The sequence below is a fragment of the Yersinia fenwicki genome (assembly GCF_043099325.1).
In the GTDB taxonomy this organism is placed as follows: domain Bacteria; phylum Pseudomonadota; class Gammaproteobacteria; order Enterobacterales; family Enterobacteriaceae; genus Yersinia.
On sequence record NZ_CP170755.1, the window covers coordinates 4667534 to 4685735 of the forward strand.

The window sequence follows — 18202 nt, forward strand, 5'->3', positions numbered from 1 at the left end:
GATGTTGTTTATCTATATATATAGATAAAGAGAGGGTACTCATACCCACCCAATAGAATCAGGACGAACAATGATAAAATCTGCGCGCAGCATGGCGGGCCTCCCTTGGATAGCTGCCATGGCTTTCTTTATGCAGGCTTTGGATGCCACCATACTGAATACGGCACTCCCTTCAATCGCTGAAAGCCTTCATCGCTCACCTCTAACCATGCAGTCAGCCATTATCAGTTATACCCTCACGGTGGCGATGTTGATTCCGGTAAGTGGTTGGTTGGCCGATCGTTTCGGCACTCGACGAGTTTTCATTTTGGCTGTTTCATTATTTACGCTGGGATCATTACTGTGTGCGCTTTCCGGTTCTCTACCATTTTTAGTGGCATCCCGAGTTATTCAAGGGGTGGGCGGCGCTATGATGATGCCCGTCGCCAGGCTGGCACTTATCCGGGCTTATCCGCGCAGTGAGTTATTGCCAGTATTAAATTTCGTCACCATCCCCGGATTAATCGGCCCGGTCATGGGGCCATTATTAGGGGGATTATTGGTCACCTACGCCACATGGCACTGGATTTTTATCCTTAATATTCCTATCGGCTTAATGGGTATCTTTTATGCCCGTAAATATATGCCCGACTTCACCATGCCGAAACGCGCCTTTGATATTATCGGTTTCCTGCTATTCGGTAGCAGCTTGGTTATGATATCTGTGAGCCTGGAAATAATGGGCCGTCCAGATATTGCCAGCTACCTACCAGCCACAGTGCTGTTGAGCGGTTTATTAATGTTGCTCTTCTATATATTCCACGCCAAAGGCCATCCTAATCCGCTAATTGGTTTGCCGCTGTTTAAAACCCGAACCTTTTCCGTCGGCATTGCCGGTAATGTAGCTTCACGTTTAGGCACTGGCTGCGTTCCTTTCCTGATGCCACTCATGTTGCAAGTCGGGTTTGGCTATTCCGCTATTATTGCCGGTTGCATGATGGCACCCACCGCCATTGGCTCGATGATGGCAAAATCAGCGGTAACTCAAGTTTTACGCTCACTGGGTTATCGCACAGTGTTGGTGGGCATTACGGCTATTATCGGTGTACTGATTGCCTTGTTTGCTTTTCAATCGCCGGGCATGTCACCTTGGTTGATGGTATTGCCACTGTTTATATTGGGTATGGCGATGTCGACACAATTTACGGCAATGAATACCATTACTCTGGCTGATTTAACCGATAACAATGCCAGTTCAGGTAACAGTGTTTTAGCAGTAACCCAGCAACTGGCGATTAGCTTTGGCGTTGCCATCAGTGCCGTGGTTTTGCGGTTTTACGATGGGTTGTCGTTTGGGAATAATATTGACCACTTCCACTACACCTTTATTACCATGGGTGCCGTGACATTGCTGTCATCCGTGGTGTTCTTATTACTCAAAACTAGAGATGGAGATAACTTGATTCAGGGCCGTAATGTGAAAAAAGTTACGCAACCCGCAGAGAATGAAGTTTAACGTGTAGCGACCGACCCGCGCTCGATTAGCTCGGGAGTGAGAATCAGAACTTGTGGTTCCGCTTCCGGGTTATTTAGACGATGAATAAGAGTATCAATAGCCAACTCACCGAGATCATCTTTTGGCTGATGAATGGTCGTCAGCGGTGGCGTCATATATTGTGCAATTTCGATATCATCATAACCAATGACCGCCATATCTTGCGGAATCGATAATCCAGCCTGATGTAAGGCCTGATAAACCCCAACCGCCATCGCATCATTACTGGTAAAGACCGCTTCTGGAGGCTGCGGTAATCCCAGTAGTTGCTTCATGGCAACCAAGCCGCCACCAAATTCAAAATCACTGGCCACTTCATAATCAGGGAGCACAGGCAGACCCGCGCGATCCATTGCCTGTCGGAATCCTTGCAAACGTTCTTTAGCCGGTGTTTTATCTTGTGGGCCAGCAATACAGGCGATACGAGTATATCCTCTGGCGATAAGGTACGAGGTTGCCATTTCCCCACCTAATAAAGAGTTATCCTGAATGACATCATTCACCCCTTCAAAAGGGGCCCAGTCCATCATAATGATCGGTAGAGAAGGGTAGCAGCGCAGAATATCCTGCGACGGGCGGTGACTTTCGGTACACATCAGCAGCAAACCATCGACACGTTTTTGCATTAGAGTTTCAATACTACGACTCATGCGATCGATGTCACCTTCGGTATTACACAGAATCAAACTATAGCCGCGCTCATAGCAACTGCGCTCCACACCACGAACCACTTCTGCGTAAAACGGGTTGCTACTAGCAGTGACTAACATGCCGATAGTCCGGGTTTCATTGAGTTTTAAACTACGCGCTAACGCCGATGGGGCATAGTTAAGTTGCTTGATGGCAGCCAGCACTTTGTCGCGAATAGGATCGCTAACAAAACGATTTTTATTAATAACATGGGAAACAGTAGAGGTTGATACGCCCGCTAAACGGGCGACATCTTTCATGGTGGCCAAAGTTATACCCGATCTTGTAAGAAACTATCGATCTCGGCCCGCCAAGGAATGGAAGGTTGTGCGCCCGGGCGAGTCACTGCAATCGCAGCCGCAGCATGAGCAAAACGGACGGCTGAATCCATTGATTGACCTTCCAGTAAAGCAGTCAATAATGCGCCATTGAATGTATCACCGGCGGCAATGGTATCTACTGCATTAACTTTAAAGCCAGCGACCAATTTACCCAGGCCTTGCTCACTAAGCCATACACCACGGCTACCCAAAGTAATAATCACAGTGGCGATACCTTTATCATGCAAAATTTGCGCGGCTTTCGCTGCGTCATCATCCTGCTCAATATGAATGCCCGTTAAGCGCTCAGCTTCTGTTTCATTTGGTGTAATCATATCCACCAGCGATAACAGTTCATCTGGCAGTTCGCGTGCAGGGGCCGGATTCAGGATAACCTGAGTTTGATGCTGTTTTGCCAATTTAGCAGCGGCGATAACCGCCTCAAGTGGAGATTCCAGTTGCATCAATAATGCATCGGCATCAATAACTTGCTGTTGATAACGGCCAAGATACTCCGGTGTGACTGCCGAGTTTGCCCCAGCATAAATACCAATGACGTTCTCGCCTTCACCATTAACAAAAATCAGCGCTACCCCTGTCGTGGTGCCTGCTACCGCCTCAATAGGTGCGGTATCAATATTGTCACTGGCTAATTGCAGACGTACCCGGTCACCAATATCATCTTCACCCACACAGGCAATAAACGCGATATTCGCCCCACTACGGCCAGCAGCAACGGCCTGATTAGCACCTTTGCCACCGAAAGCAACTTTATACTGCTTCCCGATCACCGTTTCACCTGGACGCGGAAACTGCTCAATATTCAGAATATGGTCGGCATTGATGCTGCCCAGGACCACCAGTTTACCTGTCATCGTATTTATTCCTTTGTGAATGACGCCGCTGCCGGTACGTTTTGTTTTCCGTTTTAAGGCAGCGGCGTTATATGCCATGCTTTTCGATATTATGAATGAATGACGATATTATTTAGTCACTAACTTTAGGTCTACTGGGATAACGGCCTGGACTTTCTCGCCTTTCAATACTTTATCCGCAGTTTGTACACCAATGACACCAATCTGGTCTGGGCGTTGAGCAATAGTTGCACCCATTTTGCCACTTTCGACAGCTTTAATACCATCGTCAGTGCCATCAAAACCAACCACTAACACATCGGCTTTGCCCGCAGTCTGCAAGGCACGCAGTGCGCCAAGTGCCATTTCGTCATTCTGAGCAAACACGGCCTGAACATCTGGATGAGCTGTCAGCAAGTTCTGCATGACGTTCAAACCTTTCGTCCGGTCAAAATCTGCAGGCTGACTCGCCAACAACTGGAATTTGTTTTTTTCCATTGATTGCTTGAAGCCTTCGCCGCGCTCACGAGCAGCAGACGCACCAGCAATCCCTTCCAACTGAATGACTTTGGCATCACTACCGACTTTCTTAGCAATATAATCACCGGCCATCTTGCCACCGAAACGGTTGTCAGAGGCTACGTGGCTCACCACCGTGCCTGCATTAGCCAGGCGATCGAGAGTAATAACGGGAATATTTGCCTGATTGGCCATTTTAACCGCGTTACCCACGGCATCGGAATCAGTTGGGTTGATCAGTAGCAATTTGGTGCCGCGCACAGTTAAATCCTGCACGTTGGCTAATTCTTTAGCTGGGTTGTTTTGGGAATCCAAAATCACCAGGTTGTAGCCCAGTTTATCCGCTTCTTTTTGTGCGCCGTCTTTCATTGAAACAAAGAACGGGTTATTCAGCGTGGAAACAACCAATGCAATCGTGTCTTTTGCCAGCGCGTTAGCACTGACGGTAGCGCTCAATGCAACAACCGAGATCAAAGTAGCCAGTTTCTTCATTTTCATGGTCGCAATTCCTGTAGGGGTTAGCAAATTCAATTTAGTAGGCGTTATTGTCGCAGACAGTTTGGGTGCAGCCAGCGCACAAGAACCGGAGCGTACACAAAGTACGTGAGGATTCTGAGCACTGCCCAAGCCCAAAATGGCAAGTAAAATAGCCTACTGCTTTTTATTGTCTACCAACACCGCAAGCAGGATAACGACTGCTTTGACGATCATTTGGTAGTAAGAGGAGACACCCAATAAATTCAAACCGTTATTTAAAAATCCGAGGATTAATGCGCCGATCAGAGTACCCACGATCCGCCCTTTACCCCCAGCAAGACTGGTACCACCCAGAACGACGGCTGCAATCGCATCCAGTTCATAACCGGTACCGGCAGTAGGTTGTGCTGATGATAAGCGGGCAACTTCAATAATCCCCGCCAATGCCGCTAACAACCCACAGAGTGAATAGACAATAATTTTAACTTTATCAACGCTGATACCAGAAAGACGTGTTGCGGACTCATTCCCTCCCAGCGCATAGATATAACGGCCCAGGCGCGTGTGGTGTAGCATGTACCATGCCGCGATAAAGACAATCGCCATCAGCCAGATAGGTGTTGGAATACCAAATGGGCGGCCAATACCGAACCAGCCAAAAGTATCTGCCACATCAGTAAAACCGGTGTTTATCGGGCTACCATTGGTGTAAACCATGGTGACACCACGCAGTAACAGCATCATGACCAGGGTAGCAATAAAGGCCTGTACTTTGCCTTTAGCCACAATAACCCCAGTGATGCCACCGACAAACGCCCCCAATGCCAGTGCGGCACCCACGGCAACCAGAGCATTAACTTCCAACCCGACAATGGAGGCCGCAACCGCGCCGGTCAGTGCCAATAATGACCCCACTGACAGGTCGATCCCTGAGGTCAAGATAACCAGTGTCATCCCGACGGCCATAATAGCGTTGACGGAAGTCTGCTGGAGAATGTTAAACATGTTATTCAGGGTAAAGAAGTTCGGGCTTAGTGACGAAACCACAGCAATCAGCACCAGCAGCGCAATCAGTGATTTTTGTTCTAATAACCATTCTTTACTGAACCAGCGCTTTGTATTAATAGTCTGGGAACTCATATCTGATTACTCCTGCTCTACTCGTCATATTTCAAGCTGCATGTGCGTTGGCTTCCTGCAACTCGAATTATTTAGAGTCTAAATAAATTATTTTTCCAATAAATCGCGCTTGCCGACGGCTGCTGCCATCAACACTTCCTGGGTAGCCTGTTCAATAGAGAACTCACCACTTAGCTGACCTTCATGCATCACAATGATGCGGTCACTCATGCCCAGCACTTCTGGCATTTCCGAGGAGACCAATATGATGCTCAGCCCTTCTTGTTTGAATTGATTGATTAACTGGTAGATCTCTTTTTTGGCCCCGACGTCCACACCACGAGTCGGTTCATCGAGGATCAACACTTTGGGTCGGGTCATCAAACCGCGAGCGATAGCCACTTTTTGCTGATTACCACCAGATAACAGACCAATCGGTTGTTCCATGGAAGGCGTTTTGATATTAAATAAACGAATGAAATCCGCCACCGCCTGCTGTTCATCAGCATGTTTGAGTGAACCGCCTGAACGGCTGAAATAACGCAATGCTGTCAAAGACATATTCTCTTTAACTGACATTCCGAGTACTAAGCCATCCCGTTTACGGTCTTCAGAAATATAAACTATGCCATTAGCTAAACCGTCCTGCGGTGAATGAGTCACGACTTCACGACCATCCAACATCACAAAGCCCGATTTACGCGGCAGCGCACCATAGATGATTTTCATCAGCTCAGTGCGACCAGCGCCCATCAAACCCGCCACACCCAAGATCTCGCCACGGTAGAGAGTGAAATTGACATTCTCGACTCCAGGGCCACATAGCTGTTTGACCTGTAAACGTTTCTCGCCACGTGGTAAATTCAAACGCGGGTATTGCTCTTCCAATTTGCGGCCGACCATCATCTCAATCAGAGAGTTTTCAGTAAGTGCATTAACCGGTTTTTCGGCGATAAACTGCCCATCACGGAATACCGTGACGTCATCGCAAATCTCAAAGATTTCTTTAAGACGATGGGAAATATAAACAATGCCGCGACCTTCCGCTTTCAGCTCTTTAATGACATTAAATAAAGAGGCTGTTTCGGTATCAGTCAGGGCATCGGTAGGCTCATCCATAATGATGACTTTGGATTCAAAGCTCAGCACTTTGGCGATTTCCACCATTTGCTGATCACCAATCGAAAGTTCGCCCACCAGCCGATGGCTGCTGTAGCTGATATTAAGGCGCGCCAACAGTAAATCAGCTTCGGCATACATTTTTTTCCAATCAATGCCGCCAAAACGATTAACAAACTCGCGCCCTAAAAAGATATTTTCTGCGATGGTTAACTGTGGAATCAGGTTCAGTTCCTGATGAATAATGCCGATACCCGCTTCCTGCGACTCTTTCGGGCCATTAAACACCACTTCTTTACCCAAGAAATGCTGGCTACCGGCATCCTTATTGTAGATGCCAGTCAGCACTTTCATCATGGTCGATTTTCCGGCCCCATTTTCGCCTACCAGTGCCATCACCCTGCCAGGATAGACACTTAGCGCAGCACCTGAGAGTGCTTTGACGCCGGGAAAGGCTTTATCAATCCCTTTCAGTTGCAGCAAAGGTTGCATAAACGCCTCAGAAAGTTACGCCGGAGCAGAGAATAATGTTAGCAAAGGGGGAACATTCCCCGCTACGAATCACTGCCCGGCTTTGTTTGGTCTGCTCTTTAAAAGCCTCATGGCTGATATAGTGCAAAGCAATTTGGTTTCCCTGGTGTTGCTCAAGTTGTGATAGTTGTGCGAGTAACGTTTCATGGAGTTGCGGGTTATTTTTAACAATCTCCTGCGCAAGATAAGCACTCTCAACCTGCATTTCTTGCGTTACCACCTCAAAAACCTGGAGGAATCCAGGAACGCCTTGAGTCAGTGCCAAATCGATACGCGTGGTGGTTGCCGGTATTGGCAGCCCCGCATCACCTATCACAATCTGATCGGTATGGCCAAGGCGAGAGATAACAGCGGAAATATCAGAATTTAGTAATGCACCTTTTTTCATTTTCTACTCCAACAGCGAAACGTTTCGCTGATACTGAGTTTAGAAAAATGACAGTAGAAGGCAAACCCAATTTGGTGAAATTGTGATCGCCATCGAAACGTTTCGCTGAACAAATGAAAAGTGGGAATGATGAATGTGAAAAAGGCCGTTAATCATATCGGCCTTCTACATTAAATCTCTACCTGCGTCCCCAGCTCAATGACCCTATTCGGTGGGATTTCAAACTGATCAGCTGCGCGCAGCGCATTACGACTAAGGGCCACAAACAACTTACCGCGCAAGAACAAATACCACGGCCGCTTAGTTAGGATGAGTGACTCGTGAGACATAAAGAATGAAGTTTCCATCATCTGGCAAGGTAATCCCTCCAAACCACAGCGATGGAAAATCTCTTCCACATTCGGGGTTTCGCGCCAACCGTAACTCGCCACGACCCGCCAGAATGTCGGTGAAAGCTGCTCGATAGTCACTCGATTAACATTATGGACATAAGGTGCATCTTCAGTGCGCAGTGTCAGTAGAACAACCCGATCATGTAACACTTTGTTATGTTTAAGGTTATGCAGCAATGCAAACGGGATGACATTCATCGCCCGAGACATATATACCGCTGTACCAGGAACACGTACCGGAGGCGATTTCTCCAATGAGGCAATCATCGCCTCCAGTGAGTTACCGTGTTCATGCATACGACGCAGCAAGCTGAAACGCTCACTCTTCCAAGTGGTCATGATGATAAACATCACCAGGCCCAATGACAGAGGCAACCAACCGCCGGAGAACAATTTCAATGCGTTAGCAGAGAACATCGGCACATCAATAACCAATAATGCCACCAGCAAGAAGTAGACAAAGAAGCGATTCCAGTGCCAGTTTTTCAGTGCCACGGTGCAGAACAGAACACTGGTAATAACCATCGTGCCCGTCACCGCGATGCCGTAAGCCGCTGCCAAATTACTGGAACGTTCGAAGCCGACAATCACCAATACCACCGCCAGATACAGTGTCCAGTTAATCACCGGGATATATATCTGGCCTGACTCCATTTCTGAGGTATGAATAATACGCATCGGCGGCAAATAGCCTAAACGGACGGCTTGCCGGGTCAGGGAGAATACACCGGAGATGACAGCCTGTGAGGCAATTACCGTCGCCAATGTTGCCAGTATTAATAGTGGAATCAATGCCCAGTCAGGGGCGAGTAGGAAGAAGGGGTTCTTGATAGCTTCTGGGTTTTTCAATAATAACGCGCCCTGGCCAAAATAATTCAGCACCAATGACGGTAAAACCACAGTAAACCACGCCAACCGAATAGGAAATTTACCAAAGTGCCCCATATCTGCATATAAAGCCTCCACCCCGGTAATTGCCAACACCACCGCACCAAGGGCAAAGAAAGAAACAGACTTATATTCAGTAAAGAAGCTGATTGCCCATTTAGGATTCAGTGCAGCCAGTACTTCTGGATTAGCAATAATGCTGCGCAAACCCAGCAGCGCCAGTGTCAGGAACCAAACCAGCATCACCGGGGCAAACAATTTACCCACGCTACCGGTACCGTGTTTTTGAATAACAAATAGCAGGGTTAAAACAGCAATCGAGCAGGGAACAATATAAGGATCAAGTGCAGGTGCGGCAATTTCCAGCCCTTCAATAGCCGACATAACGGATATGGCTGGTGTGATAACCACCTCGCCATAAAAGAAACTACCGCCAATTAAGCCGAGAATAACCAAAATTGAAGTGGCTCTGGAAGAGGTATTACGCCCAGCCAAAGACATTAACGTTAAAATACCCCCTTCACCGGCGTTATCCGCGCGCATGACGTAGGTCAGATATTTAACCGAGACAATCAGAATTAACATCCAGAAAATCAGTGATAAAAAACCAAATACCACATCAGGACGGACATCAAAACCATAATGACCAGAAAAGCACTCTCTCAGGGTATAGAGTGGGCTGGTACCAATATCACCATAAACGACCCCTATTGCAGCCAGGGTTACCGCCGATAAAGATTGTTTTTTATGTTCTGTGCTCATAATTGATTTCTTTTTGCTAGAACATCCATAAGCCGATGCGTGCACTTAGTCATCGCTACTGCCTGTTATGTATTCTTATACGCCTGCCAAAAGGCGCACAGTATGCACCATTTCAATAGATTGCCTACTCTTAAATCAAACAATAAAAAGCACGAAAATAGATCGACTACAAACAGCTGATGATATAAATATATTACTAATCAATGAGCTATCCTGTTAAGAAAAACATGCTATACCACTAAGAAAAAGAGGACCGATTCCCCCCGATCAGTTAAAAAATCAATCAACTAACGGAACATATAGAGCAATTATGGCGCAATCATCACAATTAGCAGAAAGAATCTCCCGCTTAAGCAGTGCCCTTGAAAGTGGTCTGTATGAAAGACAGGAAGCTATCCGTTTGTGTTTGCTGGCCGCACTGAGTGGCGAAAGCGTATTCCTGCTCGGCCCACCGGGGATTGCTAAAAGTCTGATTGCTCGACGCCTAAAATTTGCTTTTCGAAATGCCCGGGCATTTGAATATCTGATGACCCGTTTTTCGACACCGGAAGAAGTATTTGGCCCACTATCCATTCAAGCTCTGAAAGAAGAGGGGCGCTATCAGCGCATGACTGGAGGTTATTTACCCGAAGCTGAAATCGTTTTTCTGGATGAAATTTGGAAAGCGGGCCCAGCCATTCTGAATACTTTGCTGACCGCCATTAACGAACGGCGCTTTCGTAATGGTGATCGGGAAGAGAGTATTCCTATGCGCTTATTGGTAACGGCCTCTAACGAATTACCGGATGCAGACAGTAGCCTGGAAGCGCTTTATGACCGAATGCTGATCCGCCTATGGCTGGACCGCGTGCAAGAAAAGCAGAACTTCCGCTCATTGCTTCTCAGTCGACAAAATGAAAATCATAATCCAGTAGCTGAAAATCTCAGTATCAGCGATGAAGAGTTTTATCAGTGGCAACCCTTAATAGACAAAATAGCTCTACCGGATAACTGTTTTGAGCTTATTTTTCAGCTCCGTCAGCAGCTCAGCGCACAAGAGCAAGCGCCGTATGTCTCTGACAGACGGTGGAAAAAGGCCCTACGTTTACTGCAAGCCAGCGCTTTCTTCAGCGGGCGAGATAAAATAACGCCAATAGACTTAATTTTGCTGAAAGATTGCTTATGGCATGATTTAAGTTCGCTTAAATTGCTACAGCAACAGCTTGAACAGTTACTAACTGAACAGGGGTATCAGCAACAAAGCCTATTAATGAAGCTCCAGCATATACATGTTCAATGGTTGAAACACCAGCAACAGCAAAGTGACCATCAAGCACTGACGGTGAGCAAACAAAGCGGTATGTTCAGCCGTAAACCGCAATATTCCCTGCCAGACCATCTGACTGATAACACCCTGACACTGTTCTTGCAAAAACCACTCAGCTTGCATGACATTCAGGTCAATCATCTGCAAATAGAGAAAGAGGCGCTGGCTCAATGGTTAAATAAAGGTGGGGTTTTACGCGCCAAACTAAATGGTGTCGGTTATGCCCAATCTATTGATGCTGAAGTTGATGATCAACTGCATATCACGGTGCTGGATGTCAGTCGCCAATCATCAATACTGTCGCAACCCGGAGCTTCCACCGCCAGTGTGCCCCCCGAATTGCTGGTGGAGTTGGCTGAATTGGAAAATAGCCTGGCTGAGCAACGGCGGCTATTCAGTCAACATCAACCTTGCTTGTTTACGCCGTCCTCTTGGTTGGCAAAAATAGAAGCCAGCTTATTGAATGTGGCTGAGCAAGTGAAACAGCTACAACAAAAACTACGCGGTCATTGATCTATGCTCAGCCTGGCAACACTGGATTTGCTGCTATCGATAAGTGAAAATGAGCTTATCGAAGAGATGGTGGTGGGGTTACTGGCCTCACCGCAGTTAGCCATATTCTTTGAAAAATTTCCGCGCATTAAACGGGCATTAATGAAGGATATCCCCGGCTGGAAGCAAAACTTACAACAGCGTATTCGGGAGGCAAAAGTCCCCGCAGGTCTGGCAAATGAGTTTGCTTTATACCAACAGAGTCAATTGGAAGATAGCCCGCTATTTTATGCCCATATCCCACAGATTGTGGTGCAACTGCAACAATGGCATTCCCCTTTCGCCACGCAAGCTAAAACATTGCTGCATACTGCTGATTTAGAGAGAAATCCCCAAACCGGTGATAGCTTTCAAACTCTCTTTTTACAGCGCTGGCGTATCAGTCTGACCTTACAAACCATCACCATCCATCATCAGCTGTTGGAGCAAGAACGAGAGCAACTTTTAGCCGAATTACAACAGCGGCTTGCGCTCAGTGGTGCTTTAGAACCCATTCTTGCAACCAATGATGGAGCTGCAGGGCGGCTTTGGGATATGAGTCAGGGACATCTGCAACGCGGTGATTATCAATTATTGTTGCAATATGGCGACTTTCTGCAACAGCAGCCAGAACTACAGCAACTTGCAGAGCAATTGGGGCGTAGTCGATCAGCCAAGGCACAACCTACACCCGATGCCCGCTTTGAACCTTACACTGTCATGGTTCGCCAACCTGATGCCGTGCCAGAAGAAGTCAGTGGCATTCACCAAAGCAATGATATTCTACGATTATTGCCAACCGAGTTGGTCATGTTAGGAATGAGTGAGTTGGAGTTTGAGTTTTATCGCCGTTTACTGGAGCGACGTTTACTCACCTATCGCTTACAAGGTGATAATTGGCAGGAAAAAACCTTACAGCGCCCTATCAGCCTTAAAAATCATGACGAACAACCTCGCGGCCCCTTTATTGTCTGTGTCGATACATCGGGTTCGATGGGTGGCTTCAATGAGCAGTGTGCCAAAGCTTTCTGTCTAGCCCTGCTACGTATTGCGCTAGAAGATAATCGCCGCTGTTACATCATGCTGTTCGCGACAGAAATCATTCACTACGAGCTATCATCAGCCAGTGGTATTGAGCAGGCAATACGCTTTCTCAGCCAACATTTTCGTGGCGGCACCGATTTAGCGGCCTGTTTAGCCAGCACGCTGAGCAAAATGGAAGAGCGAGATTGGTATGACGCCGATGCCGTGATTATTTCAGATTTCATTGCCCAGCGCTTACCCGAGGAATTGATCCGAAAAATTAAAATTCAGCAGCAAGCTCATCAACACCGGTTCCATGCCGTGGCGATGTCGGCCTATGGTAAGCCCGGTATCATGCGGATTTTCGATCATATCTGGCGCTTTGATACCGGGTTAAAAAGCCGTTTAATGCGCCGCTGGAAACGCTAAGAAACTATTCTAGTTCAGTAACCCTGCTCCGACGTTAATTGATAACCCCAAGATCGTCATATTGAAAATAAAGGATAATACTGACTGTAAGAGCACCACACGGCGGATATCTGACGTGCCGGTCGAGACATCAGCGGTTTGGGAAGCGACACCAATTGTGAATGAAAAATAAAGAAAATCCCAATAAGTAGGCTCAGTAACCTCTTTAGGGAAAATTAACGGGAGAACAGCGTCTGACTCATCGCGGGATAAATAAAATAAATGGGCATAATGCATAGTAAAAGCGGTTGGCAATAATAACCACGAGACCAATAACGTCATTCCTGTGAGGACTAAATGGAATGCTTTGGCCGAACCCGATAGTTGATTCGCCGTGCTTAATTCAAACAGAATAACCAAAATACTCGCCAAGCACGCCATGCTAACAATACTTAGCACCATACTGGCACTTTCATCCTGCACACGAGCTATTAATCTGATTTTTTTCGGATCATTACGCAATAATTGCAGCCATAAAAAGAATAAATATAGCCACGCAAATATATTCCAACTCACCATCAAGCGCAGCAATACAGTGAAATGTAACGGCAACAGGAAATAAGTGATGACTCCAGCACCAACAGATAATAATAGCCTTGGACGCGCATGTGAGTAGTGTTTAAGAGGATGAAATAGGGCCATAACGTCAACAACCTTTGCATGTAGTGATGGTTACATTTATATCTCACTACAGCATAGATTGATAACCCGCGATGACAGCAAAGGCCCTCGCGGGCTGAGGAAATATAATATATCTCCAAAATAATTTGTGTTGCAGGTAAGCAGCAAGCCAACAACCCTGCAACTTCAAGTATGAAAGGGAATTACAGCAGACCTTCTACCTTCTCGCTGACTTCTGCCCCCCACACACCACATTGTACCTGACCAATATGCGGTAATTGCAGCAATAACATCACTAAACGGGACTGACCAATACCCCCACCGATTGTCTGCGGCATTTCACCATTCAGCAGCGATTGATGCCATTCCAGTTTCAGACGATCTTCATCAGACGTCAGAGCTAATTGACGTTTCAGTGCTTCTGCATCGACACGAATGCCCATGGATGAAATTTCAAAAGCATCTTCCAACACAGGGTTCCAAACAATAATGTCACCGTTTAGCCCTGCAAAACCATCTGCACTAGGAGAGGTCCAGTCATCATAATCCGGGGCACGAACATCATGAGATTTACCGTCAGCTAATTTGCCGCCAATCCCAATCAAGAAAACAGCGCCCAACTCTTTAGCGATCGCGCGTTCACGACCTTTCGCATCCAGAGCAGGGAATTTAGCGCGCAGGCTTTCACTGTGAATAAAATGAATCTGTTCTGGTAAGAAAGGTTTTATATCAAATTCAGCACTGATCGCTGCTTCGGTTTCTTTAATAGCCGCATAGATCTTGTTAACAGTAGACTTCAGGTAAGCCAGGTTGCGCTCGCCATCTCCCATGACACGCTCCCAATCCCACTGATCTACATACACGGAATGAATGGCACTCAAGCGATCTTCATCAGGACGCAATGCTTTCATATGAGTATAAATCCCTTGGTCAGCACCAAAATCAAAGCGACCTAAGGTTTTACGTTTCCATTTAGCTAATGAATGAACAACTTCAAAAGTTGCGTCAGGCAAGCTTTTAACTTTTACCTGAACGGCTTTCTCCGAACCAGACAGGTTATCTTGGGTACCATCACCCACACGGCTCAGGATGGGTGCCTGCACCTCAATTAGGCTCAACTGCTGTTCTAATTGACGGGAAAAGAAGGATTTTACAAAACTGATCTGTTGTTGTTTTTGGATAAATTGCTTTTTCATTGTCGTTTTCTCAATTCGTTGCTGTCGGTTATGCAAATTGTCTGTTATGCCGTTTGGCTTGTCATCGATTAAGCAACAGAATGAGGGTTAAATTCAATATCCAATAAACAATATTGCCTTTTCACTTTTAATCATTCATTTTTATGCATCTATAATTAGATAATCGATAAAAAAAGGGGGTTAATATGAGTGAAATTTATCAAATCGATAATCTCGATCGTGGCATCCTGACCGCATTAATGGAAAATGCGCGTACTCCTTATGCTGAATTAGCCAAAAATTTTGGTGTCAGTCCAGGAACAATTCATGTCCGAGTTGAGAAAATGCGCCAGGCGGGGATTATCACCGCAGCTTGTGTTCACGTTAATCCAAAACAGCTGGGTTATGACGTGTGCTGCTTTATCGGCATCATTTTGAAAAGTGCCAAGGATTACCCTTCGGCGTTAAAGAAACTGGAAAGTTTAGAAGAAGTTGTCGAGGCCTATTACACCACTGGCCATTACAGCATCTTCATTAAGGTCATGTGTAAATCGATAGATGCACTGCAACAGGTACTTATCAACAAGATCCAAACCATTGATGAGATCCAATCAACCGAGACTCTTATTTCCCTGCAAAACCCCATCATGCGTACCATCGTGCCCTAAGCACTAAATAACTATACCCACATTATCCACAGGTAGATCCCAGCTGATTCACAGCGTACAATACCGGTTCATTACTTCGGTTGGGTTCTTTATGGCTGACATTACCTTGATCAGTGGCAGTACGCTTGGCAGTGCTGAATACGTTGCTGAACATTTAGCTGAGAAATTAGAAGAGGCGGGTTTCACGACAGAAACTCTGCATGGTCCTGAATTAAACGAACTGACTCTGGATGGTATGTGGCTAATTATCACTTCCACTCATGGTGCAGGTGATCTGCCGGACAATCTTCAACCCTTATTAGAACAAATCGAACAGCAGAAGCCGGATCTCTCGCAGGTTCGCTTTGGTGCTGTTGGTTTGGGTAGTTCAGAATATGACACTTTCTGTGGTGCGGTCAGAAAATTGGATCAGCAACTGATCATCCAGGGAGCCATGCGTGTGGGTGATATTTTAGAAATTGACGTCATCAAACATGAAATTCCTGAGGACCCGGCAGAGATTTGGGTTAAAAACTGGATTAATTTACTCTAACTTGCTTAAAGATCACGCGAACGAATGTGGATAAGTAAGCTTGAAAGCAGGGTATAAGCAGTACATATCCACATAACAACCTTAGTGACTTAAAGTGCCTGTGCATAACATGCCATTTAGATCCCAGCTTATACGCAATAGGATCACCGATCATTCACAGCAAACGATCCTCCTTAATTACATGATCTTAAATGTGAATAATCACTTATCCACAGAAGATCATGATCCTAATAAGAGATCTAATAAAGAGATCTTTAAATAAAAAGATCTTCTTTTAATTAAGAGCGATCCTAAGCTGCTTGGTCGATCGTCTAAACTTGAGTAGAATCCCCCACCCCAGGGCAAACACAGAAATTCGCATAACGGCGAGGTGCAGTACCATGTTTTATCCAGATCAATTTGACGTCATCATCATTGGTGGTGGCCATGCCGGCACGGAAGCTGCAATGGCAGCGGCACGCATGGGACGTCAGACCTTATTGCTGACGCACAATATCGACACGTTGGGACAAATGTCTTGTAACCCAGCGATTGGCGGTATTGGTAAGGGGCATTTGGTAAAAGAGATCGATGCTCTGGGCGGGTTAATGGCAATGGCAACTGACCAGGCCGGTATTCAGTTTAGGATACTAAACGCCAGCAAAGGGCCAGCGGTAAGAGCAACTCGAGCCCAAGCAGACCGTGTTCTGTATCGACAGGCCGTGCGTACCGCATTGGAAAACCAGCCTAACTTGATGATTTTCCAGCAGCCAGTAGAAGATCTGATTGTTGAAAACGATCGTGTGGTCGGTGCAGTGACCAAAATGGGGTTAAAATTCCGCGCTAAAGCTGTGGTTTTAACCGTCGGCACTTTCCTCGATGGCAAAATTCATATTGGCCTTGAGAACTACAGCGGCGGCCGAGCAGGTGATCCACCATCCATCTCATTGTCACAACGTCTGCGTGAGTTACCGCTACGTGTAAATCGCCTTAAAACGGGTACTCCGCCGCGTATTGATGCCCGAACTATTGATTTTAGCCAATTAGCACCACAACTGGGCGATACACCTATTCCGGTCTTTTCATTCCTGGGAAATGCCAGCCAGCATCCAGAGCAAATGGCATGTCATATTACCTACACCAATGAGAAAACCCACGAAGTGATCCGTAATAACCTGGATCGCAGCCCTATGTATGCTGGGATCATTGAGGGGATCGGGCCACGTTATTGCCCATCGATCGAAGACAAAGTCATGCGCTTTGCTGATCGTAATTCACATCAGATCTTCCTTGAGCCGGAAGGTCTAACCAGTAATGAGATCTATCCAAACGGTATTTCTACCAGCTTGCCATTTGATGTTCAGATGCAGATAGTCCGCTCGATGAAAGGGCTTGAAAATGCGCGCATCGTTCGTCCTGGTTATGCCATTGAATATGATTTCTTTGATCCTCGTGATTTGAAACCGACTCTGGAAAGTAAATATATCCAAGGTTTGTTCTTTGCCGGGCAAATCAATGGGACTACGGGCTATGAAGAAGCTGCGGCTCAAGGGCTGCTTGCAGGCCTCAATGCTGGCAGTTTCGCCAACGATGAAGATGGATGGTCACCTCGTCGCGATGAAGCTTACCTCGGCGTGCTGGTGGACGATTTAAGTACTCTAGGCACTAAAGAGCCGTACCGCATGTTTACCTCACGAGCGGAATATCGTTTGATGCTGCGTGAAGACAATGCGGATCTGCGTTTGACCGAAATGGGTCGTAAATTAGGGCTGGTCGACGATGCTCGCTGGGCTCACTTTAGCCAAAAAATTGAGCAAATTGAAAAAGAGCGCCAACGCTTGCGTGATATCTGGGTTCATCCTCATTCTGAGAACGTAGCTGAAATCAATGCGGTGCTGAAAGCTCCCTTGTCTAAAGAAGCCAATGGGGAGGAATTGCTGCGCCGCCCTGAAATTGACTATCGTTTGTTGACAACGTTGCCTTCATTTGGCCCGGCATTAATCGATCCACAAGCAGCAGATCAGGTTGAGATTCAGGTTAAATATGAAGGTTATATTGCCCGTCAGCAGGAAGAGATAGAAAAGCAGTTACGGAATGAAAATACTTTATTGCCCGCTGATCTCGATTATCGCCAAGTGTCTGGTTTATCGAATGAAGTTATCGCTAAATTGAATGATCATAAACCTAACTCGATCGGGCAAGCTTCACGTATTTCCGGCATTACACCTGCGGCAATTTCCATCTTATTGGTTTGGCTGAAAAAACAAGGTTTGTTGCGCCGTAGCGCGTAACCATTAAACATTTGC

The 18202-nt window shown here is 46.4% G+C and carries 15 protein-coding genes; 6 read left to right on the forward strand and 9 right to left on the reverse strand.

What is annotated here, in order from left to right:
• The first annotated feature begins 70 nt into the window (after nt 1–70).
• Nucleotides 71–1495, forward strand: a complete 1425-nt coding sequence (mdtD, locus tag ACF3VQ_RS21225; protein ID WP_392432858.1) for a multidrug transporter subunit MdtD — start codon at nt 71–73, stop codon at nt 1493–1495.
• Here the strand turns inward: mdtD and rbsR are convergent.
• From rbsR to kup, 7 genes are all read right to left on the reverse strand, one after another.
• Complete coding sequence (rbsR, locus tag ACF3VQ_RS21230) at nt 1492–2493, reverse strand: ribose operon transcriptional repressor RbsR (protein WP_392432859.1); 1002 nt, start codon at nt 2491–2493, stop codon at nt 1492–1494. The two genes, mdtD and rbsR, sit on opposite strands and share 4 nt — an antisense overlap.
• Before the next feature lie 2 nt (nt 2494–2495).
• The gene (rbsK, locus tag ACF3VQ_RS21235) at nt 2496–3419 is read right to left on the reverse strand and encodes a ribokinase (protein WP_392432860.1); all 924 of its coding nucleotides are present in this window, start codon (nt 3417–3419) and stop codon (nt 2496–2498) included.
• A 108-nt stretch (nt 3420–3527) separates the two neighbouring features.
• Complete coding sequence (rbsB, locus tag ACF3VQ_RS21240; RefSeq protein WP_392432861.1) at nt 3528–4415, reverse strand: ribose ABC transporter substrate-binding protein RbsB; 888 nt, start codon at nt 4413–4415, stop codon at nt 3528–3530.
• A 153-nt stretch (nt 4416–4568) separates the two neighbouring features.
• Nucleotides 4569–5534 carry a ribose ABC transporter permease gene (rbsC, locus tag ACF3VQ_RS21245; RefSeq protein WP_392432862.1) on the reverse strand — a complete coding sequence of 322 codons (966 nt, stop codon included), beginning with the start codon at nt 5532–5534 and terminating at the stop codon, nt 4569–4571.
• Between the two features lie 87 nt (nt 5535–5621).
• Complete coding sequence (gene rbsA, locus ACF3VQ_RS21250) at nt 5622–7124, reverse strand: ribose ABC transporter ATP-binding protein RbsA (RefSeq protein WP_392432863.1); 1503 nt, start codon at nt 7122–7124, stop codon at nt 5622–5624.
• A gap of 7 nt (nt 7125–7131) precedes the next feature.
• Nucleotides 7132–7551, reverse strand: a complete 420-nt coding sequence (gene rbsD / locus ACF3VQ_RS21255) for a D-ribose pyranase (RefSeq protein WP_005161210.1) — start codon at nt 7549–7551, stop codon at nt 7132–7134.
• Nucleotides 7552–7721: 170 nt separating this feature from the next.
• Nucleotides 7722–9593, reverse strand: a complete 1872-nt coding sequence (gene kup / locus ACF3VQ_RS21260) for a low affinity potassium transporter Kup (protein ID WP_019081485.1) — start codon at nt 9591–9593, stop codon at nt 7722–7724.
• Between the two features lie 310 nt (nt 9594–9903).
• Here kup and ravA point away from each other — a divergent pair, with 310 nt between their 5' ends.
• Both ravA and viaA read left to right on the forward strand, forming a co-directional pair.
• Nucleotides 9904–11412 (forward strand): ATPase RavA, encoded by a 1509-nt coding sequence (ravA, locus tag ACF3VQ_RS21265; RefSeq protein ID WP_392432864.1) that lies wholly within the window; start codon nt 9904–9906, stop codon nt 11410–11412.
• A 3-nt stretch (nt 11413–11415) separates the two neighbouring features.
• Nucleotides 11416–12882 carry an ATPase RavA stimulator ViaA gene (gene viaA, locus ACF3VQ_RS21270; protein ID WP_392432865.1) on the forward strand — a complete coding sequence of 489 codons (1467 nt, stop codon included), beginning with the start codon at nt 11416–11418 and terminating at the stop codon, nt 12880–12882.
• Nucleotides 12883–12891: 9 nt separating this feature from the next.
• Here viaA and ACF3VQ_RS21275 read toward each other — a convergent pair whose 3' ends face one another.
• Together ACF3VQ_RS21275 and asnA are read right to left on the reverse strand one after the other, a co-directional pair.
• Nucleotides 12892–13563 carry a DUF1345 domain-containing protein gene (locus ACF3VQ_RS21275; protein WP_392432866.1) on the reverse strand — a complete coding sequence of 224 codons (672 nt, stop codon included), beginning with the start codon at nt 13561–13563 and terminating at the stop codon, nt 12892–12894.
• Nucleotides 13564–13745: 182 nt separating this feature from the next.
• On the reverse strand, nt 13746–14738 hold the full coding sequence (gene asnA / locus ACF3VQ_RS21280) for an aspartate--ammonia ligase (RefSeq protein WP_392432867.1): 993 nt from the start codon (nt 14736–14738) through the stop codon (nt 13746–13748).
• 185 nt (nt 14739–14923) lie between these two features.
• Here asnA and asnC point away from each other — a divergent pair, with 185 nt between their 5' ends.
• The 3 genes from asnC (at nt 14924) to mnmG (ending at nt 18187) form a co-directional block, all read left to right on the forward strand.
• A complete protein-coding gene (gene asnC, locus ACF3VQ_RS21285; protein WP_392432868.1) occupies nt 14924–15385 on the forward strand; it encodes a transcriptional regulator AsnC in 462 nt (153 codons plus the stop codon).
• Nucleotides 15386–15476: 91 nt separating this feature from the next.
• The gene (mioC, locus tag ACF3VQ_RS21290) at nt 15477–15917 is read left to right on the forward strand and encodes an FMN-binding protein MioC (protein WP_392432870.1); all 441 of its coding nucleotides are present in this window, start codon (nt 15477–15479) and stop codon (nt 15915–15917) included.
• Between the two features lie 380 nt (nt 15918–16297).
• On the forward strand, nt 16298–18187 hold the full coding sequence (mnmG, locus tag ACF3VQ_RS21295; protein ID WP_392432872.1) for a tRNA uridine-5-carboxymethylaminomethyl(34) synthesis enzyme MnmG: 1890 nt from the start codon (nt 16298–16300) through the stop codon (nt 18185–18187).
• The last annotated feature ends 15 nt before the right edge of the window (nt 18188–18202 follow it).